This is a genomic window from Niveibacterium microcysteis (genome assembly GCF_017161445.1).
GTDB classification, from domain to species: Bacteria; Pseudomonadota; Gammaproteobacteria; order Burkholderiales; family Rhodocyclaceae; genus Niveibacterium; species Niveibacterium microcysteis.
This window is the reverse complement of sequence record NZ_CP071060.1, coordinates 4,317,579-4,338,103: the sequence shown is the minus strand read 5'-3', so window position 1 is coordinate 4,338,103 and position 20,525 is coordinate 4,317,579. Positions and strand designations below refer to the sequence as shown.

Below are 20,525 nucleotides of genomic sequence, written 5' to 3'. Positions count from 1 at the left end.
GATTTGTCCGATCAATTTGCGTATGAAGATAGCAGCCCAATCCGAAAAAGAGCAGGTGACTCATGGAACGTGTTCGAATCCACACCAAAGTGTTACGGGTTATGTCGCGAAAGTGGGCAGTCTCTAACTTGTAGTCAAGATTCTGACTCGTGCTTCGCATTGAAAGGCACGGAGTACAAGATGGTGCCATCAAAGAAAGAAAGACCTTATCCGTCTTACAAATGCATTAAAGGTTGCTCTAGAGATCTACCTGCAGAGATCTTCAATACAACCTTCGAGAATGAGGACGGCGAAGTCGACCTAAGGTACGAAAGCTTCGTACGAAAGTTCATGAGTCGATGCAAGAAGTACCAACAAAGGTGAATCGCGCTTCTAACAATTCCGTCGAGCGGGACCGCCTGCAAGCCGCGCTTGCAGGTTCCCTTCGCGGCTTCGCCGCCAAGGCGGCCCCTCACGTCCAACGTTGGGCACCACCATGAACACGACTAACTCTGAATCCCCCTTAAGGACACTCTATGGCACTTGACTACGTACTCCAGTTTCCCTGCGAAGTACGGAAGAACGTACCGGAGGCAAAGCTCGTCGCCCTCGTCGGCTACATGAGCCTAGCCGAATTCGCGGTTGCAGAAATCCGAAAATCCAACCCGGCCGTGCCTATGGAAACCATTCTTGGCAAATACCAAGTGCGTGCAAGCCAGACGCGGCCCGATGGAACCACTGAGCAGGTGCCGATGACGGTCGGACAACTCGTGGCACTGGCGCAGCCTATCGGTCAATACCGTGGCCACTGCCCACCTTGCCGAGCCAACATCGTCGATCGCCCCTTCGGCTGCATCGCCAAGATCAACTATCCGATCCGGAGGGAGTCCGAGGAATGGCTCCTGTCACGGCTACCGGGCGACATGAAAGATCCGAATCTGTCGCTGTTGTTCCGGTTTCTGTCGGATCTTGAGATCGACGGCCGCCCTGTAGACAGAATGAGGCCGAAGATATTTGAACTATCGGAGCCTCTCGTGCGGCGTTGGGGAGCCTCGCCTGATCAGAAGCAACTGACATCCAGCCAGATCATCCAAATGCTGGCATTCGGCGGCAACATCGGGCCACAGCAGGCCGCGCTTTACACGAAGTTGTTCGGGCTGGCTTCCGTGCTGTCCGATCCTCATCCGCCTTCAGCGAACATCGAACAGTTCAAGACACTAATGTGTGGCATTGTCATGTCCGGTAGGTTGAATGCAGAGATCAGTATCGATGCTTGAGTCGGGAAGGCGCGGATCTTTGGGGCCGCAGGGCACCGTCTTTCAGCCGAGCGCGCTGGTGCCAAACCCTTCATCCAAGCGGACCTGCGCGAAAAGCTGCGCAGCCCGGTAAGTTCAGATGTTGAGGGCGCCTTGATGCCCAACGAGTTCACGAGATCCGAGACCAAACTGCTCCGCTGACTTGCGGACGAGGCGTGGGATGCCGAACTCCGAGTCTGCTTGTCGGTGCTTCATGCGCAGTTCGGCTTGTGGGCAAATCAGGGAATGAGTTCGTTTGACCTGGTCCAACGCATCCATGAGTTTCACAATGGAGCTGCTCGTGAGCTCTACGGGCGATACACGAGTTTGAGCCCCGCTATTGCTGTAGCCCGAGCTGTCGCATTGGGGCTGATTTCGGCGGAAGCACTCAGTGCGTCGCTCAAAGAGAAGCTCGATCAGGGCATCGATACGTTCAGAGGTATTTCACAGCGCGAAGGTTGATTCGCTGATTGCGCGGTTCTAGACGTGTCACGGTCCGGTTTAGGAGGTACGGGGAGCTGGACGTCGTACTGGTGTCGGACCGCTTATGGCCGCTCGCGGTCATCGGCGCTGCTCGTCCCGTCGCCTTCTTTCCGGCCATGGACGGTCGTTCGAACGAGTCAAGACTGTCTTAAGCCTGCCCGCCGAAGCCGTCGTTCATGACCGCGCCACCCCCGTGATTTCCTCGCATGCCTCAGGGTGCAGCAAGAATGCGTCCAAGGAATTCGGGGCGATTCAACACGAGTCTGCAGTGTTTTGGCGTGGCCGGCTCATCCTATGCCGCCTATGCTCGCTGCCTGCGCGAGTTTGGCGTCACGCCGCTTCGATAGGCTCCCGGCGGCGCCAGCATGCGCCCGAGGAGTCGCTCACAGAGTGCGCACTCGAGCGCAGTCACACCCTCTGGCAATTTGACGAAGGGCAGCCCCGCTGATCCATCTAGCCGAAGACTGCCAACGGGCGGCGGTCAGTGAGATCCAGTCGTCGATGCTGCCGTAGTCGTCGAAGCCTTGCACGAGTCAAAAGTCTTCTTGACGTCAGCAACAGCGTCAGTTGTGGAGACGGCACTAGAAACACTCATGGCCCGCTTCATGGCGTCCATGTACTTTGCTTGAAACTGCTTGGTCTCCGCGATCTGCTCATCGTTTTGCACGGGCTCGCCGTAGGGCGAGGGCAGCCCATACTTGTGATACCCGTAGGTGATGAGCATCTTGGCAAAGAGCTCGCCGGTCGGCGTGGCAAAGAACTTGTTGAGCTCGGCGAGGTCGTCCGCCGGAATCCCCGCGGTGATGGCTTTGAGTACGTGTGGATACAGCACGTTTGGTGTCAGAGGCACCGCGCACGCAACAGTCTGTGGAGACTCGCCCTTCTTTAGGGTGGCGTACAAAGCTGCGTTCACACCAGCGGCCATCAACTCCGAGTTGAAGGTAACAAACGGGTTGAGTGCACCTGTTCCTGCATGGGAGCTCGTACTCATGCACAGAATTCCGAGCGCCAGACCGAGGGCCTTCATGGCTTGCATTTGAGAGGTTCCTTCCTGGTTGGGTAATGCACAAATGGCACGAAGCAGCGTCCCACAACAGTCGACGTCCTACCTTGACGTGGCTCTTTATTCGACGTCGGGCGAGCACTTGGATGACGCCACGGCACTGCGCTGCAATTGAGTGCTCCACGATATGCCTGCTCGCTACGGTCAGTTGATCACCGCAAACCGGCCATTCAATGCAGGTGTCGGCGGCACCTTTCGACCCCGTCCGCTATGACAGGTTTTGAACGAGCGCAGCCCCAAGTGTTCTGCCAGTCGAACGAGGGCAACCGCTGCGTAACGGCCTCTTTCGGGAGCGCGGCCGGCGCGCCTACATTTCTCGTCTGTTCGGCATTGAGTCTATTGAGCGCGACCACGGCGGGTCACAGGCATGGACGGCAGCAAGACCTTACATCTCGGGAGTAACCCCCTACCGTCCTGGCTTCCGGATGAATCCTCCTTCAGTCTTGTGAGCCGGACCCATCGGCAATGGGGCTATCCCCTGGCTTCGACCACGGCGTCGATCTTGTTCGGGCACCCCCAAGGGGGCACGCAGCACGACTTGCCGGCGCGCCTGAGTGTTTTTGTGCAACGCACGGCTGGCTGATGGGACGAGGGCCGTTTTTCTCGCCCAGTCACACGGGCAGGACGGTAAGTCACTGTTCCTCTAGATCGACGGTAAGACGACACCTGCGTTCCAGGACATGCCAGACACCGAATTCGTGGGTGACGTCGTACTCGCGAAGTGCGTGGATAAGACGATGGTGTTTGCGCTCAACTACAGTCCGCCGTATCTGAAAGGCATCGCCCTGCGAAAGACCCCATTTCGCATGCAGAGGAACGGATCTACTTCGCGGAGAAGGCGCTGCCACGGTGGCTCTACACGTCCAAAGACGACAGTTTGGTCATCATCCCGAACGCAGGACTCGAGACGGACCGGAAGTACCTCGTTTACCGTTACGACGCGGGACACGGTCAGCCGGGAGAGGGGGCGGCGGTCGACTTGCTCCCTCCGGCCAAGACCTACAGCGTCATCGTCATTCGTTAGCCTGCTGGCGCGGTACTGACGGTGGATTCTTGCGCTTCAGCTGGAAATCGCGTTGCCGGAGGGCGCATGGGGCTTAGTTTTCGACTTTGTGGGGGCGGCGATTTGTTTCGAGTGCGTGGAGAACCGCGTCAAATCGTGACGTTAGTTTTCGACTCTAATTATCAGGAACATGTGTGTTGAGTGAATAAAGTCTGTCGGCGCGAAATAAAGTCCGTCGCGATCTGCTCGCGACGGACCTCTAACGCCACATTCGAGTTGACCGACTGTTGGCGGTCCGCTTGGGCGTCCGTGCGGCGAAACGGCCAGCGGAATGTTTGAGGTGGTTCGAACCTGCCGGACAGCTGATCGGCCTTAGCGGTCGCTGGGCTCCGAGGGGAACTGATCGCGAACGTCAGCTAACGAGCGTGATGCGCTCATAGCGCATCCGGCCAAGAGCAGTCCTTTGAGGTCGAATGCCGATTGGTCCGTTCAGGTTGGATGCGGAACCTGAGCCTGACGACAGGCGCGATTTATCTCTGGCGAAAGCTGTCCGTAAGCAGCTGCCAGAAATGGCAGCTGCGAAGCAAACATTCTGGCGGTTGTCCTGCTATTTTCTGAGAGCGAACGCCGTGGTGGAGTCTTGCGACGATTTCGTTGCCATCGTCCGAGTGGCTCATTCACGGCAACATGCAAATCGGAACGGTCGCGCCGCCAGAATCCGATCAGGCCTTGCGGTTTGCAAGTTCGCTCTTGTTCCATCTATTCGGATATGTTGTTCTCGCGCCGCGCCCTACTGTCGTGCGTACTTCTACATGCCGAATGGTCATATTCAATAGGGTTATGCGGAACGGACTTTCCGGTGGCGCCATACATCTGGCGAGACGCCGCACGCTTTCGTGAAGGCGCGCCCAAAGGCGCTGCAGTCGGAATAGCCAAGGTACGCGGCGATCTGTCCGGCGGTGAGGTCAGTATCGCGCAGGAGTTGGGACGCCACTTCCCTACGCGCAGCACTCAGCTCCTTCCGAAACGTGGTGGCGTAGCGTTGGAAGATTCGGTTCAAGGTCCGTTCATGGACGCCGAGGGCGTTGGCCAGTGAGGCCTGGCACGGCGTGTCGTGGGTCAGGATCATCGTTCTGAGTTGTCGCCGGGCGAAGTGCCGCAGGTCGATGGGGGCGGACGTCAGTGCTTCATTCGGCGCCGGTACGTTCGCGCGTGCTTGCCCCTGATCTGCCAAGGCGTTCGGATAGTCCAGCCAAGCTTTTGAAAATACGACGGCCGAGATTTCCGATTGATAGCGAATATTTGCAGAGCCGAAGTGCTGACTAAACAAGTGAGGCCGATCCGGACGACGGCATGGCAGCCGGATGTCAAGAGGCCTCCATCGCGGGCCACAGATCTCTTTGAGTAGCCTGTAGGCCATGAGGATCGCCCCGGCGTTCAAGTGTTCACAGCCGGGGCAATCGGGTACGTAAACGCCGTAGGACAGGTATACGAGCTCGCCTTCGATGGCCAGCGCCACAACGGCGCCCGTATCGTGAACATGCATCGAGTCGACCAGACTTCGCAGTGCAGATCGAACATCCGGTGCGGCCCGCATCAGACGTCCCACTGCGCCGAGATCGCGCGTTCCCCCTTGTGCCGCGACGAGGAGCGGGAGATCGGGGCGCCCCGAGATTTGCGCGCCTCGGTTTAATAGCCAACCAACGGTGGCGTAGTCCAAGTATCGATCCTGATCACGCAGGTCCGCCTCCGTTAGGGATCGCGCGGCGAGCAGTGGTTCGGGGTCGATGCAGAGCCCACGCAAAGCCCCTGGCAGATAAGCAATGATGCTGACGCGTAACTGCCCCTCGCGGGGGGACAGTTGCTTTTCGGAATTGTCCAACTCGTCCATCCGTGCTCCCTTTGCCGATGCCCGGACACGACTGCTTGGGCCGAACCCACCACCGCGTTGCGGGCGCGTGCTCCGTGCTTGCCGCGCGCATTGTGGTCGCAATGTAACGCGTAGCGCCCACCGGCGACCGTGTTGAGTTGCATTCCCTGAGCGAAAGAAAGAACGCTGGCCGAACCCAAGGGCTCGGCCTTTCGCCGCAGATGCCCCTTCGGTCTTGCGTGTTCCGACCAGGCGAGTTCGCGTTCGTGTGGCGGTGCTGCCGAGCATGCATGCTGTCGGCGCAAATCGCCCAGCCAAGCATTGAATGCAGATCAACTTGTGTCGCACTAGTGTCGCAAAATGTCCAACCGGTCTTCTATATCAGTGAAATGATTCGAGCGCCTCACTGTGGTGTTCAGAGGTTGCCCCCCATACGGCACTCCGACTGACGACTGTTCAACGGTCCAGGTCGATGAGTGCCGAGAGATCGAGGACTGGACGATGCGAATTCAACTAAGTCTCTCTGCCGTGCTGCTGCTGGCGACGATGACGGCATCCGCGCAAACCTATGTGTACCCGGCAAAAGGACAGTCGGCTGAGCAGCAGAAGAAGGATGAAGCGGAGTGCTACACCTGGGCTGTTGGTCAGACTGGATTCGACCCGGCCAAGCCTCCGCCCGCGCCAACCACCGCCGCAGCCCCGCCGCCAGCGTCGAAGCCGAGCGGCGCACGGGTAAGGGGGGCGGCTGCCGGGGCAACGGTGGCGGCCATTACCGATCACGACACGGGTGACGCGGCGGTGGCTGGAGCGGTTGCCGGTGGGGCTGCACAACGTGGCGCCAAGCGCCAAGCCAGCCAGCAGCAAGCCGCTGCCCAGCAACAGGCGGCACAGCAGCAAGCCACGCAACAGCAGAACCAGACGTCAGCCTTCAACAAGGCCCGTTCGGCGTGTCTGGAAGGGCGCGGATACACGATCAAGTAGGACTCTTCGCCCTACGCAATGAATTTCATCCGACGCCGAGGCGCGCTCAAGCTCGGCGCAAAGATGAAATCCGCCGGATGGCCGGCCCGACGAGTCTGATTTGTTGCGCGGTACTGGCGCGGGTGGCGACAGGTTTTGATGTTCTTCGAGGGAGTGGCCGACATGCTTGTGCGTTCTGCCTTTACAGCCTTGGCATTGTGCAGTGCAGCCGCTTCGACCAGCGCGCTGGCGGGCAACACCGACGCGTGGTCGGTGACTGGGGGGATCTACGCCTACCTCCCGACGATATCCGGCACTTCCGCTTTTTCGGTGCCGCCCAGCACGGGGGGCAGCGAAGCGAGCGTGGATATCAACAAACTGCTCGATCACCTGAACGGCGTATTCATGGGGTCCTTGGACGTTCGCAAGGGCGAATGGGGTGGCTTTACTGATCTGCTCTACATGGATATCGGCGGCACGAAGTCGCAGACGCGTGCCATGACGATCGGGCCGGCAGGCTTGCCCGCCGATGCGACTGCCACTGCTGACTACAGCCTCAAGGGAATGGTGTGGACCTTGGGTGCCTACTTTCACGCTGAAGCGAGGCCAGACCTGAATGTCGACCTGCTGATGGGCGCGCGTTTGCTGGATCTGGATCAGTCCTTGGGCTGGACGCTTGCCGGCGACGTGGCGTCGGTTCCTGTCATCGATCGTGCGGGCCATCGTGCGGCGGGGATCAAGAGCTGGGACGCCATCCTCGGTGCCAAAGGCCGATACGTATTCGGCGAGGGCCGCAAGTGGTTTATCCCCTTTTATGTCGATGTCGGAGGCGGCGACGCCGACTTGACGTGGCAAGCCATGGCGGGGCTCGGCTACTCCTTCGGTTGGGGCGATGTACTGGCCTCCTGGCGCCACCTCGACTACGAGTTTGCCGAAGGGAAGGCGCTGCAAAACTTGGCATTCGATGGCCCCGCGTTTGCTGCGGTGTTCCATTGGTAATTGTTGTTCAACCTGGCTGACATCTGAGGTCGACGTTCGATCGCGTAAGTGTTTTCGAAGTGACCTCGTGCTCGACTCATTATGGATGGAGTAATTGATGAAAATTCGCTCTCTGGTCGCCGTTCTGGCTTGTCTTGGTATGTCGTTCAGCGCGATTGCGGACGATGCATCTGGTGCGTTTGTTTCGGTGCCCGGCAAGGCTGCGTTGCTTCGTCATCAAACGGTCACCGGCCAGGTTACGGCGGTCGACCCCGCCACGCGCGTGGTGAAGATCAAACCTACCAACGGCGAAGAGCGGGAAATCGTTGCAGGCAATGAGGTCCGCAACTTTGCCCAGATCAAGGTTGGCGACAAGGTGAGTGTGGAAGCGATCCAGGCGCTCACACTTGAGCTCAAGAAAGGCGGCGCCGGCATCCGTGAGCGTGTTGACGCGGTCGATGCCCAACGCGCCCAGGAAGGCGAGAAGCCGGCGGGTGCGGTTGGTGCCAAAGTCACCGTATTGGCCGACGTGACGAAAGTGGATAAGAAGAAGAGCACCATCGACCTGCGTGGCGTGCATCACTCCCTGACATTGAAGATCAGCGATCCGAATCAGCTGAACCTGATCGCTGTGGGCGATCAGGTTCGCGGTACCTACGTCGAAGCGGTAGGCGTCGCGGTGACACCTGCGACTGGCAGCACGCAGTAACGGGCGCCAAGCGAGCGCGTCCGAACGCAAGACTTGGCTGTTGATCGTCAGGCCTGCCGCTCGGACCGTTCAAACAATGAATGGAGGGGCCGTGCAATGACACGCAGGACTAACGTTTACCGAACTCTGGCGCCCGCGGTGGCGTCGCTGTGTGCGACGGGCGTCGTTGCGCAGACGGCAATCGATCGGTCGGTATTGCCGATCGCCGAACCGAAGCGCCCAAAGTACTCCGAAGTCGACGCGCGCAACGTCAAATCGCCGGCGCTGTTTGAGGTGAAGGCGCCGCAGGCGGCGCCAAACGTGGTGATCATCCTCCTTGATGACATCGGGTTTGGCGGACCCAGTACCTTCGGCGGACCGATCAACATGCCGGCGCTTGATCGCCTTGCCGAAAGCGGTCTGCGCTACAACAACTTCCATACAACGGCGCTGTCGTCACCCACCCGCGCCGCACTTAAGACTGGCCGTAACCACCACTCGGTGAACATGGGGTTCATCACCGAGATGGCGACTTCGTTGCCGGGTGCGACCGGCCAGGTGCCAAGCAACGCGGCGCCGCTCGCAGAAGTCTTGCGACTCAACGGCTACAGCACGGCGGCATTCGGTAAGTGGCACGAAACCGCAGCGTGGGAAACCAGTATCGCCGGGCCGTTTGATCGTTGGCCCACGCGCCAGGGCTTTGACAAGTTCTACGGCTTCCTGGGGGGCGAGACGAACCAGTGGGCGCCGTATCTGTATGACGGCACCGCACAGGTGGAATTGCCCAATGATCCCACCTACCACTTCATGTCCGACATGACGGACAAGGCGGTGGCATGGATCAAGCATCAGAAAGCCCTCGCGCCGGATCGGCCGTCCTTCGTTTACTTCGCGCCAGGGGCGACACACGCGCCGCACCATGTTCCGAAGGAATGGATCGAACGTTGGAAGGGTAAGTTCGACCAGGGGTGGGACAAGATCCGGGAAGAAACGCTGGCGAGGCAGATCCAGATGGGCGTCGTTCCACCGGGAACCCGGCTTGCGCCGAAACCGTCGGCGCTTAAAGATTGGGACACGCTATCGGCCGATGAAAAGCGCTTGTTCGCGCACCAGGCCGAAGTCTTCGCCGCCTACGCCGAATACGCGGACCACGAGATCGGCCGCATGCTCAAGGCCTTCGAGGATGTGGGGCAGGCCGACAACACAATGGTCGTCTACATCGCGGGTGACAACGGCACCAGTGGCGAAGGCGGCCAGAGCGGTATGTTCAACGAGTACACCTATTTCAACGGTGTGCAGGAAACCGTGCCGGACATGCTCAAGAAGATCGACCAATGGGGCGGGCCTGAGACCTACCCGCACATGTCGGCTGGTTGGGCTGTTGCATTCGATTCGCCGTTCGGGTGGATGAAACAGGTGCCGTCTGACTTTGGCGGAACACGCAACGGCATGGTTGTGAGCTGGCCCAAGCGCATCACAACGCGGAACGAAGTGCGTACGCAATTCAGCCATGTGATCGATGTGGTCCCAACCGTGTTGGAGGCGACGGGGCTGCCAGTGCCGAAGAGCGTAAATGGCGTGAAGCAGATTCCCATGGAGGGCACGAGCTTCGTCTATTCGTTCGACGCACCGAAGGCAAAGGAACGCCACACGACACAGTATTTCGAGGTGGCCGGCAACCGTGCGATCTACCACGACGGATGGTTCGCTCGCACGATTCACCGCGCTCCGTGGGAGGCAAAGCCGCGTCGTGCGCTGTCCGACAATTCCGCGTGGGAACTGTATGACGTTCGCACGGACTTCAGCCTCGCAAATGACCTCGCTGCAAAGAATCCGAAGAAGCTTGCCGAGATGCAGAAGCTGTATCTCAAGGAAGCGGCGAAGTACAGCGTGCTGCCTATGGATGATCGGCTCTTTGAACGTCTGAACGGTGAGACGGTTGGGCGGCCCGACATCATGCGTGGGCGCAAGTCGATCACGCTCAGCGAGGGCATGACCGGGATGATGGAAGGCGTCTTCCTCAACGTGAAGAACCGCTCCAGCGTGATCACCGCCGACGTCGAAGTTGACGCATCTGGCGGCAACGGGACGGTGTTCGCGCAAGGCGGGCGCTTCGGCGGTTGGTCCTTGTACGTCAAGGATGGCGTGCCTGCCTACGATTACAACTTCCTCGGCATGCAGCACACGTCGATCAAGGCACCGAAGAAGCTCGCTGCCGGAAAGTCGACGCTGCGCTTCCAGTTCGACTACGACGGCGGCGGTCAGGGCAAGGGTGGGCAGGGCGCCCTCTTCGTCAATGGCGAGAAGGTCGCAGAAGGGCGCATCCCCGCGACCGAGGCGGGCTTGTTCTCGGCCGACGAAACGGCAGATGTTGGAGTCGACCTGGGAACAGCCGTGGTGGAGTCGGTGGGGGCCGAGCATAAGTCCCGCTTCACCGGCCGCATTCCGAAGCTGACGATTGAAGTGAAGTAACACCCGCAGTGCTGCCGGGGATTCCCTGCAGGGGGATCTCCGGCCTTCAAGGTTCAGGGGGCAGATTTGACGAATGCGTCCGCTGTTGGCGGTAAGCCCGGAATCCACGTACTCGCCAAACCGATCGGCGCAGTGTGCGACATCGCGTGCGATTACTGCTTTTACCTTGAGAAGCGAGCGCTTTTCCCGGGTAGCGAGCAGTTCAAGATGCCCGAGGCGGTACTTGCGAAATACATAGAGGAATACGTCGCCGCGCAATCCACCCCGGTGGTGGAGTTCGTCTGGCACGGCGGTGAACCGACGCTGCTGGGCATTGACTTCTTCCGCCGCGTCGTTGAGTTGCAGCAGCCTTTCCGTGCGCAGCGTGAGATCCGTAACGTGCTGCAAACCAACGGGCTGCACCTGAACGACGAATGGTGCAGGTTCTTCAAGCAGAACGACTTCTTTATCGGGATCAGCCTAGATGGGCCGCAGGCCATCCACGATCGCTACCGAAAGGACCGCCACGGTGCTGGCACTTTCGAGCGCGTCATGGCCGGTGTTCGTCTGCTGCAGCATCACGGGATCGAGTTCAACGCACTCGCCTGTGTCGGAAGGGGGACGGCACAACATCCGCTAGAGGTCTATCGATTCTTCAAGGCAGCGGGCATCAACTTCGTTCAATTCACGCCGATCGTGGAGCGCGAGCCCGACGCCGAAACCAAGGCAATCAAACTCTGGCTCGCCCGCCCTTCGGTCCTTGATCGCCAAGAGCCCAATGCGCGCGTGACACCGTGGACCGTCGAGCCTGGGGCCTACGGCGACTTCCTGATTGCGATCTACGAAGAATGGGTGCGCAACGACGTCGGTTCGGTCTTCGTCATGAATTTTGAATGGGCGCTGACTGCGTGGCTTGGCGAACCATCACCCGTTTGCATCTTCGCGAAACAATGCGGGCGAGCGGTGGCGATGGAGCACGATGGCAGCGTGTTTGCATGCGACCACTATGTCTATCCGGAATATCGGCTTGGCAATGTGATGAGCGATTCGCTTGAGGCGATGGTCGATCGTTCGGTGGCGTCCGGCTTTGGCCCCCACAAGGAAGCGACGTTGCCACAGTACTGCCGTACTTGTGAGGTGAAGGAAGCCTGTTGGGGCGGCTGCCCGAAGCACCGCTTCGCGATGACGCCGGACGGCGAGCCCGGGCTGCATTACTTGTGTGCGGGCTACAAGAAGTTCTTCAAGCATATCCGCAAGTACCTGCGTGCCATGGCGACCTTGATCGAGAACGACCTTCCGGCCTCGGCGGTGATGGAGGCAACCAAAGGCCCCTTGATCATCACGAAAGCACCACCGCGTGAAGGCAGTGCCGTCACGATGGGCATGAACGCCAAGGCGAGCCCGCCCTCCGGTGGGTCAGTCTGAGATATTCGACCTGCGAGGCCGCGACATGAGGCGTTTCAGATCACTTTGCCGAGCGCTAATACAGATCATGCTCGGGGCGCTGACCATTCAGTGCTGCCATGCGCAGTCGCTCGAACCGCGCAATTATGCGAACTTGCCGGTCGGTATGAACTTTCTGATTTTCGGTGCCAGCCACTCGAGCGGCGGGATCGCCTTTGATGCTGCGCTTCCGGTCCGGAATCCGGAGTTGGATGTTTGGACGAGCGTTGTGGCGTATGCGCATGCATTCGAGTTCCAGGGCCAGACTGGTCGCATTGATCTGGCGTTGCCCTATGCACAGATGTCGGGCAATGCTGAATATGCCGGCCAGCGAACCGACCGCGAACAACATGGTTTCACCGATTCGGTTGTCCGCCTGGCGTTGAACCTCAAGGGGGCGCCGCCGCTGACCTTGCCGGAGTTTGCACGGTTTGAGCCCGACTTGATTATCGGGACGAGTCTGCAAATTACGGCCCCGACGGGCAGCTACGACCCGGAATACGTGGTCAACCTTGGCACCAACCGCTGGAGTTTCAAGCCGGAGCTTGGGCTCTCCAAGGCGTTTGGGCCGCTATCGCTTGAGTTGGCGGGCGCGGTCACCCTGTTTACGCAGAATACCAACTTCTACGGTGGCAGTATGCGTCGGCAAGATCCGCTCTATTCGGTACAGGTGCACGGCGTTTATAACTTTGCCACTGCGGTGTGGGCCTCCATCAGCGCGACGTATTACGGTGGAGGGCGGACCTATGTCAACGACGTGGCTGATGACGACCGCCAGGAAAACTGGCGCATCGGCGCCGCCTTTTCGGTGCCGATTGGTCGCCACTTTTCGGTGAAGCTCTCCGCCAGTGATGGCGTATATGCCCGAACCGGAAACAACATGAGTCTCCTGAGCCTTGCATTGCAGACCCGTTGGGGGGGAGGGCTGTAAGCACGTAAATGTTCGATAGCCAAGGCCGTGCACGGTGTTCGTACGCAACAAAGGTTCGAAGGTGCGCTTTTACCAATCCATTGATGAGAACCAGAATGTCCAGCGCTTTTGGTTCGCTCTGCCGGGTTCCGCTGCCAGCTGCGTTCACGTTAGCGAGCAACGACGACACCTATTACTCACGAGTTTCAGGAGGAGAAGTGAATGAAGGCTAAACCCATGATGGCCGTGTTCGCTAGCGTGCTCGCCTGCGCGCTGGCCGTAAGTCCGGCGCAAGCGAAGAAGCCGCCGAAAATGAAGATGACGACCGAGATTCCGGCAGGCGTCGCCATTCCGGACAAGGTCGAGACCCGCTTGGGTACCTTGAAGTTCTTCGACGGTTTCCCTGACGACGCGACCGTTGAAAAGCTCTACGACAATCTCGATTTCCAGCGCGCCGTGCAGGCGTATTTGTTGGGGCTCGCGCCGGTCAATCAACTGGCCAACCGCAAGGGGATCGCTGAACTCGGGCCGATCAATACGACCGTGCCGATCTTCGAGGATCGCATGGACTCAAAGTCCCTGTTCCTCACGCCCAACAACAACACGCCGTATACGTGGTTCTGGCTGGACCTGCGCGGCGGGCCGTTGGTCCTCGAAGTACCGCCTAACGTGCTCGGGCTGATGGATGACATGTGGTACAGCTTTGTCACCGATATCGGCCTCGTTGGACCTGACAAGGGCAAGGGAGGCAAGTATCTGATCCTGCCGCCTGGCTACACGGGCGAAGTACCTGATGGCTACTTCGTCGTGCGCCCAGCAACCTTCAGCGTCTGGGTGCCGTGGCGCTCCTTCCTCGTTGATGGTGATCCGAAGCCGGGGGTGGACGTTGTCGAGAAACACACCAAGATCTATCTCCTGAAGGACGCCGCCAACCCGCCGCCGGTCAAGTTCGTGCACGTCTCCGGGAAGGATTTCAGCACCTTGGCGCCGGCGGACTATCCGTTCTGGGAGTACCTGAACCAGGTGGTGCAGGAAGAGCCGACCGAATCGATCGATCCGGTTACGCTTGGCTTGTATGCATCGATTGGCATCCAGAAGGGCAAACCTTTTGCGCCCGATGCGCGCATGAAGAAGATCCTGACCGAGGCTGCATTGGTCGGCGATGCCACGGCGCGTGCCATGAATAGCCGTTTGCGGATCAAGGAGAGTTACTACTACCCCAACAGCGCGTGGCGCTCGGGCTTCTACGGCGGCTACAAGTTTGAGCAGAACGGCGTGCGAATCCTCGACGCTTATTCCGCGTTCTTCTTCTACGCCACTGGCGTAACGCCGGCCATGGATTCGAAGACCGTCGGTGAGGGCTCGCAGTACATGGCGGCTTTTGTGGACGCCAACGGTCGCCCGTTCGATGGGGGCAAGAACTATAAGCTCCATCTGCCGCCCAACATCCCCGTCAAGCAGTTCTGGTCGGTCATCCTGTACGACAACCAGACCCGCTCAATGCTCCAGACCGACCAAAAATGGCCTGCGGTCACCAGCCAGAACAAGGCGGTGTTGATCAATCCGGACGGCTCGGTCGATGTCTACTTTGGACCGAAGGCCCCCGCTGGCAAGGAGAACAACTGGGTGCAAACCATTCCCGGCAAGGGATGGAATACCCTTCTGCGCCTCTACGGGCCGCTGCAACCTTGGTTCGACAAGACATGGCGGCCAAGCGAGATTGAATTGATCAAGTAAGCCAGGACCCACGCAACGACCAGCCCAACTGATGGCGACGACGCGCCGTTAGTTGGGCTGGCTTCGTTTGGGGAGAGTGAATCGCCGCGGACTCCTTAGACACATTCTTGCCTCACAGTGAGGCGTACAAGGAGGTGTCATGGGTACGGCGCGTTACACAGAAGAGTTCAAGGTTGAAGCGGTGAAGCAGGTCACCGATCGAGGGCATGCCGTTGCGGAGGTGGCGGCGCGGCTGGGGGTCTCCACACACAGCCTGTACCAATGGATCAAGCGCTATAGTGCGCCCGCGCCGGAGCGGGCGAAGGCGGATGCCGAGAGTGCGGAGCTCCGTCGTTTGAAGAGCGAACTCAAACGCGTCACCGAAGAGCGCGACATCCTAAGAAAAGCCGCCGCGTACTTTGCCAAGCAGTCCGGGTGAAGTACGCGTTCATCCAGGCCCATCAAAGCGAGTTCGTGGTGCGACGGATGTGCAAGGTCATTGGCGTCCATCCAAGCGGGTTCTATGCGTGGAGTCGATGCCACGAAAGTCCTAGGAGCCGCGAGGATCGTCGGCTCCTGGGGCTGATCAAGCACGCGTGGCTTGAGTCGGGCGCCGTGTATGGCTATCGCAAGATCCATGATGATCTGCGCGAGATGGGCGAACAATGCGGCAAGCATCGGTGGCTCGGCTGATGCGGGTCGAAGGGCTGCGTGCGCAAACAGGCTATTCGCGCCGGCGCGGCCACTATGGCGGACGACCGGCAATCGTCCATCCGAATGCGCTCGACCGCCAGTTTTCACCTACGGCGCCTAACAAGGCATGGGTCACCGACATCACCTACATCCGGACCTTCGAAGGTTGGCTTTACCTTGCGGTGGTGCTCGACTTGTTCTCGCGCCAAGTTATTGGATGGTCGATGGGGCCGCGTATGCATCGGGATCTGGCACTCAATGCGTTGCTGATGGCCGTCTGGCGACGCAAGCCGGACACCTCCGTCATCGTGCACTCGGACCAAGGTAGCCAGTTCTCCAGTTACGACTGGCAGGACTTCCTAAGGCACCACAATCTTGTGGGGAGCATGAGCCGGCGCGGCAACTGCCACGACAATGCAGTCGCAGAAAGCTTTTTCCAACTGCTCAAACGAGAACGGATTCGCCAAAAGATCTACGCGACCCGAGAGGACGCTCGGCGCGATGTCTTCGACTACATCGAGTTGTTCTACAACCCGAAACGTCGGCATAGTCACACCGAGAACATGTCTCCGGTCGAGTTCGAACAGCGGTATTTCAACAAGCAGAAAACTGTCTAGGGAAGCCGGGGCGATTCATCTTCCCGTTGCCTCACGCAAACGTCACCTGCAACGCAGTCCCAACAATTGCGAAGGTCGGCGTCATGCCGTCGACGCTGTTGCCGTTGAACTGGTCCGCAGAGAAATCGGCGAGGTTAGGCGCGGTCAGTACGGTGTACGGCGTGCCGGCGCTGACGCCGCTACTCTGGAACGAGAAGGTTGTTGGGTACGGCAGTGCCAGCGCGCCGGTGAGTGTCAGGCTGGTCGGGGTACTGCCGAGCGTCACTCGGATGATGCCGCCGCGGAGTTCGAGGTTGGCCAGCGTGACGCCGCCGGCGTGGTAGCTGAGATCGAGTTCGCCATTGTCGACGAGCGAGATGCTGGACGTACCGCCGGAGGAATTGTCGTAAAACGCGATCTTGCCTCCATCGCCGCCGTTCGTGCCGCCGTACGCAAACAGCACCGCGTTGCCCGCGGTCGAGGTGCCGGAAAACGTCGTGTAACCACCCGAGGCACCCGAAATATAGGCGCCGAGGTTGTAGAACGTTCCCTCGCCGGCGGTGGGAACGTTGCAGCTATCGCCGGCGCTGCCCGTCGAGTCGCTATTGGTATAGACCGAGAACGCAGTGAAACCTGCTGCGCCACCCGGTGCGGCGGCGGGGTGGTTGTAGAAGGTGGCACTGCCCGCCGTCGGAAAATAGCTGCTCGGCTGGTTGATCGAAAAAATCGTATGTCCGGCGGTGGCGTTGCCGGAGATCGTGCTGCCGTAGTTGTTGAAGATGCCGTTGGCCGCAGTCGGCGAACCGTGTCGGGCACTGAACTCAACATGGCCACCGCCGCCCTGTTCGCTATTGCGCGCACCAAAGTTGAAGTAGGCGCCGTTTCCCGCTGATGCGCCCCCCGAGGCTACTTCCGGCGGATTGTTGTTGAAACTCGTAACGCCGCCGTAGGCCCCGGCCGCCGGTGCGGCGTAATTGTAGAAATGCCCGTAGCTACCGCTGGCGGTGCCGTCGAAAGCCACGTCGCCGCCGTTCGCTTTGCTGAAAGTCCCGCCCTTGTTGTAGAAGTGCGCGTCGCCTGCTGTCGAATTGTCGTAGAACTGCGTGTTGCCGCCATCGCCACCGGAAACCGTGCCGCCGATGTTGGTGAAAGTCGCGTTGGCAGCTGTCGAACTATCGTGGAACACGGTGTTGCCGAAGGTGTCGCCATCGCTGCCGAGCGAGCCGTAGATGGTGAAGCTGGCCGACGCCGCGGTCGAAGAATCGCCGAAGCTGATCTCGCCGCCCACCGTGCTGCCATACCGCGGCGGCGTGCCGGCGCCAGTCCACGCCATAAAGTTGGCTGCCCCGGCGGATGAGGTGTCAGCAAAGCGGATCACGCCGCCGCCGGAATCTTGTGCCGTTGCCGGGCCGGCGCAGTAGTAATTGTTGGCGCCGCCCGCCGAAGCGGAATGGGTGAACTTGAGCTGTGGATTCTGATACCCGCTGCTGGCAGCGGCGACAATGAAACTCTGCTGACTCATCGAGCTATTGGTCACGCCGTTGCCGGCAATGACCAGCGTTGGCGTGGTGGGCGACGGCGCGGTGAAGGTGAAGGTATAGGCCGACGCCCCTGCCGCGAATTCGATGCTGTTCACCACACTTCCCGATGCCTGCGAAAAGCTGATGCCCGTCTGCGTCGAACTGGCGAATGCCGCGACATCGCTGGGCACCCCGGTCGGGCTCCAGTTGCCCGCCGTATTCCAGTCGCCGCTGCCTGCTTCAAGGTTCCAGGTGGATGTGGTCATGTTCGTCTCGGTTGTTGTGGGCTGGGTGACCCGCCCCCGTTTGTAGTACCGATAGGGTGGAGAGAAGTTCTAGGTTTGCATGGTAGGTGAAACGGTTGCTGGGATTAGGGCTCTCTCCACGGTGTTGGCGTTGCGACGGTCTTCAGCGGCGAAAGCGGTGGGCGGGATGCGGCCGAACGAGCTGTGCGGCGGCGCCCGGGTTTTAGTCATCGTGCCGGTCGACATTGATCTTTCTGGAGAAAGGAGAAACTCGCCGTCCGGCGATGTCGGCGCATCGATACTCTCGCGTTGTTGGCCGGTGCGTGGCTGCTTTGCGCCATCGGAGCGGGCAATAGCGTGTGCATGGCGGTGTGCGCTAACCGATATGGCGAGCAAATGCGAGTGCGACGCCGACGCCCAGCCCATAGGGGATGTGAGACAGCGGACTTGCAAGCAGGGCATTGGTACCCGCCGGCCCGCGCAGCCCGAAAGCGCCCCATCCGAAGGACGGTAGCAGCAGGAACCACGGCAGCAATGACGTCACGAGACCAAAGATCATGCCCCCTAGCAGATCGTTGTCCGGCTGTGGCAATCCAGCGCCGTGGAAGAACAGGGGATAGAGCAGCGCGACACCGCCGCCGCCAACAAGGAGATGAAAGGCCCACCCTGCCCATGCCTCGCGTTTGAATGGCCGGCATTCGCGAATGTCCTTGTGGGTGAAGCGCCCGCCGAGCAAGCTCAGGAACCAGCGGCCCAGCAAGGCTACGTTCACGCCGCTGGTGACGCCCAACCTCGCCGCGAATGCCTCGGTGGCATCCATCAGCAGGGCGCCGGCCATGCCGCCGACAAACGCTGAAACAAAGCTTTCCATTCCTGATCTCCTCACGGTAGAGCGGGCGCCTCAAGTCGATGTGGCACACGCGTGTTTCCGACTGCGCCTCGTGGTGACTCGGCGGCAAACGGCATGCGCCGCAGCGGCTCCTCGGTCAGCGCCCTTGCCGACCGATGGGTCTCATCAATCAGTGTGGCGAGCACCTGCATACACGGGTGTCTCCGAGCGGTGTCGTCGTGCGAGTTCCCCGTCGTCATCGTCAAGTTGCGTTCGAGCCGCATCGGGCGATTTGCTGCGGCTGGTGTGCACTTTCGGCGACCCGCGCGCGGGGCGACAGTCGGTTGCGACCAACCGTTGGTTTCGGTGCGGCAACGGTCGGCAGGCTCGACCGAGCCGTCGCAGCGCACCTGCGATGGTCGTGGCCGGGGCAGTGCGCCACCATGCCGGGTGAACGCAGCGCCCGGCGTTTGCCACCACGGAGAACGCGAGTCGGGGCGCCCGCTGGAATGATCCGCGCAGCGCGCGAAATTGCGGCCGGTCGGTACTCAAGACCGTTCGGTCGATGAAACCGACCGTTCACGGACAGGCAAGCTCGGCTTCGTCGTCGCCAGCTTGGCGGCGGTTGGCCCAGGAACTAGAGTGACACGGCGTTTTCCACTTCCCTCGCCGAAACCAGCCTGCAGCCCCAAATGCCACTTACCTCGCATCGACATCCTTACCTGTGGCCCGAGACGTTCGGCGACGCGTTGCAGGCCACGGTCTTCTCCGCCCTGGTATGGGCGCTCGCGGCGACGCTGCTGTACTTTCTGGCGCCTGGCCTCGGTTCCTTCCCCCGGGTGCTGATGTTTTCAGAATGCGTGGGCATCACGATGGTCGCCTGCGTGCTGGCGCTCAGGCGGTCTCAACGTTTGGCGCGCCTGCGTCCGATGACCCGATGGGTTGTTACCGGCTTGATAGCGATCCCGACCGGCTTCATTGCGGGGCACCAGATCGCCTTTCTTCTCTTGGGCGAGCCGATGCAGATGGTCGGCAACCAACGGATCAGCCTGTCGCCCATCATCTTCACCGTGCTGGTGGGGGGGCTCGGCTTGTACTACTACGCCACGCGCGAGCAACTCGCCAAGGAGGCGGCGGCCCGCTCCGAGGCGCAGCGGCTGGCGATCGAGTCACAGCTGCGCCTGCTTCGCGCACAACTCGATCCCCACATGCTTTTCAACACGCTCGCCAATTTGCGCTCGCTGATTCGGGAGGATGTCGACCGTGCCGAGTCGATGATCGATCAGCTGATCGTGTATCTGCGCAGCGCGCTCGCGGCGTCGCAGACGGAAGCAGTGGCTTTGAGCCGTGAATTCGCGCAGCTGCGCGCGTATCTCGACATCATGTCCTTGCGCATGGGGCCGCGTCTGAACTTCCGGCTCGATTTGCCGGCTGGCTTGGCGGACACCCTGGTGCCACCGATGTTGCTGCAGCCGCTGGTGGAGAACGCGATCAAGCATGGGCTGGAACCCAAGGTTGGTGCCGGCAGCATCGAGGTCGCCGCGAGCCTGACCGACTCAGGAATCGAAATCCGCGTCAGCGACAGCGGCCTCGGCCTGCCTGCGGATGAGCAGGGCGCGGCCGACATTGCCGCACGCCCCGCAGGCACGAGTTACGGGCTGCAGCATGTGCGTGATCGCTTGCACGCCGTTTATGGATCCGCAGCACAGTTGAGCCTTGAGCGCCGAGTCCCAAGCGGCGTTTGCGCCGTGATACGCATTCCCCGCTGAAGGCCGCGTTTGTCGCACCCAGAACACGTAGAGG

Annotated in this window: 14 protein-coding genes and 1 pseudogene; 11 read left to right on the top strand and 4 right to left on the bottom strand. The window is 60.3% G+C overall.

The annotated features are described in order from the left end of the window. Window positions 1-515: 515 nt before the first annotated feature. Together JY500_RS19615 and JY500_RS19610 are read left to right on the top strand one after the other, a co-directional pair. Window positions 516-1,256 (top strand): hypothetical protein, encoded by a 741-nt coding sequence (locus tag JY500_RS19615; protein ID WP_206254282.1) that lies wholly within the window; start codon window positions 516-518, stop codon window positions 1,254-1,256. A gap of 219 nt (window positions 1,257-1,475) precedes the next feature. Further along, window positions 1,476-1,736 carry a hypothetical protein gene (locus tag JY500_RS19610; protein WP_206254281.1) on the top strand — a complete coding sequence of 87 codons (261 nt, stop codon included), beginning with the start codon at window positions 1,476-1,478 and terminating at the stop codon, window positions 1,734-1,736. A 502-nt stretch (window positions 1,737-2,238) separates the two neighbouring features. Here JY500_RS19610 and JY500_RS19605 read toward each other — a convergent pair. Together JY500_RS19605 and JY500_RS19600 are read right to left on the bottom strand one after the other, a co-directional pair. Continuing rightward, the gene (locus JY500_RS19605) at window positions 2,239-2,793 is read right to left on the bottom strand and encodes a hypothetical protein (protein WP_206254280.1); all 555 of its coding nucleotides are present in this window, start codon (window positions 2,791-2,793) and stop codon (window positions 2,239-2,241) included. 1,868 nt (window positions 2,794-4,661) lie between these two features. Further along, entirely contained in the window at window positions 4,662-5,714 is a 1,053-nt protein-coding gene (locus JY500_RS19600) for an AraC family transcriptional regulator (RefSeq protein WP_206254279.1), read from the bottom strand. Window positions 5,715-6,194: 480 nt separating this feature from the next. On the opposite strand from JY500_RS19600, the gene JY500_RS19595 reads away from it, so the two are divergent. The 8 genes and pseudogenes from JY500_RS19595 (at window position 6,195) to JY500_RS19560 (ending at window position 16,149) form a co-directional block, all read left to right on the top strand. Then, window positions 6,195-6,674: a hypothetical protein gene (locus tag JY500_RS19595; protein WP_206254278.1), complete on the top strand. Its 480-nt coding sequence runs from the start codon at window positions 6,195-6,197 to the stop codon at window positions 6,672-6,674. Window positions 6,675-6,812: 138 nt separating this feature from the next. After that, window positions 6,813-7,652, top strand: a complete 840-nt coding sequence (locus tag JY500_RS19590; RefSeq protein WP_206254277.1) for a hypothetical protein — start codon at window positions 6,813-6,815, stop codon at window positions 7,650-7,652. A 94-nt stretch (window positions 7,653-7,746) separates the two neighbouring features. Continuing rightward, window positions 7,747-8,340 (top strand): hypothetical protein, encoded by a 594-nt coding sequence (locus JY500_RS19585; RefSeq protein WP_206254276.1) that lies wholly within the window; start codon window positions 7,747-7,749, stop codon window positions 8,338-8,340. Window positions 8,341-8,436: 96 nt separating this feature from the next. Next, window positions 8,437-10,791, top strand: coding sequence for an arylsulfatase (locus tag JY500_RS19580; protein ID WP_206254275.1), 2,355 nt, complete (start codon window positions 8,437-8,439; stop codon window positions 10,789-10,791). Window positions 10,792-10,857: 66 nt separating this feature from the next. Further along, on the top strand, window positions 10,858-12,195 hold the full coding sequence (locus JY500_RS19575; protein ID WP_206254274.1) for an anaerobic sulfatase maturase: 1,338 nt from the start codon (window positions 10,858-10,860) through the stop codon (window positions 12,193-12,195). Between the two features lie 67 nt (window positions 12,196-12,262). Next, window positions 12,263-13,144 carry a transporter gene (locus JY500_RS19570; RefSeq protein ID WP_206254273.1) on the top strand — a complete coding sequence of 294 codons (882 nt, stop codon included), beginning with the start codon at window positions 12,263-12,265 and terminating at the stop codon, window positions 13,142-13,144. Between the two features lie 201 nt (window positions 13,145-13,345). Continuing rightward, window positions 13,346-14,860, top strand: coding sequence for a DUF1254 domain-containing protein (locus tag JY500_RS19565; protein WP_246479698.1), 1,515 nt, complete (start codon window positions 13,346-13,348; stop codon window positions 14,858-14,860). Between the two features lie 139 nt (window positions 14,861-14,999). Next, a pseudogene (locus JY500_RS19560) lies at window positions 15,000-16,149 on the top strand (IS3 family transposase). A 31-nt stretch (window positions 16,150-16,180) separates the two neighbouring features. Here the strand turns inward: JY500_RS19560 and JY500_RS19555 are convergent. Beyond that, entirely contained in the window at window positions 16,181-17,914 is a 1,734-nt protein-coding gene (locus tag JY500_RS19555; RefSeq protein WP_206254272.1) for a hypothetical protein, read from the bottom strand. Window positions 17,915-18,269: 355 nt separating this feature from the next. Next, window positions 18,270-18,764, bottom strand: coding sequence for a DUF2938 family protein (locus JY500_RS19550; protein WP_206254271.1), 495 nt, complete (start codon window positions 18,762-18,764; stop codon window positions 18,270-18,272). A gap of 650 nt (window positions 18,765-19,414) precedes the next feature. Here JY500_RS19550 and JY500_RS19545 point away from each other — a divergent pair. After that, complete coding sequence (locus JY500_RS19545; protein WP_206254270.1) at window positions 19,415-20,491, top strand: sensor histidine kinase; 1,077 nt, start codon at window positions 19,415-19,417, stop codon at window positions 20,489-20,491. The last annotated feature ends 34 nt before the right edge of the window (window positions 20,492-20,525 follow it).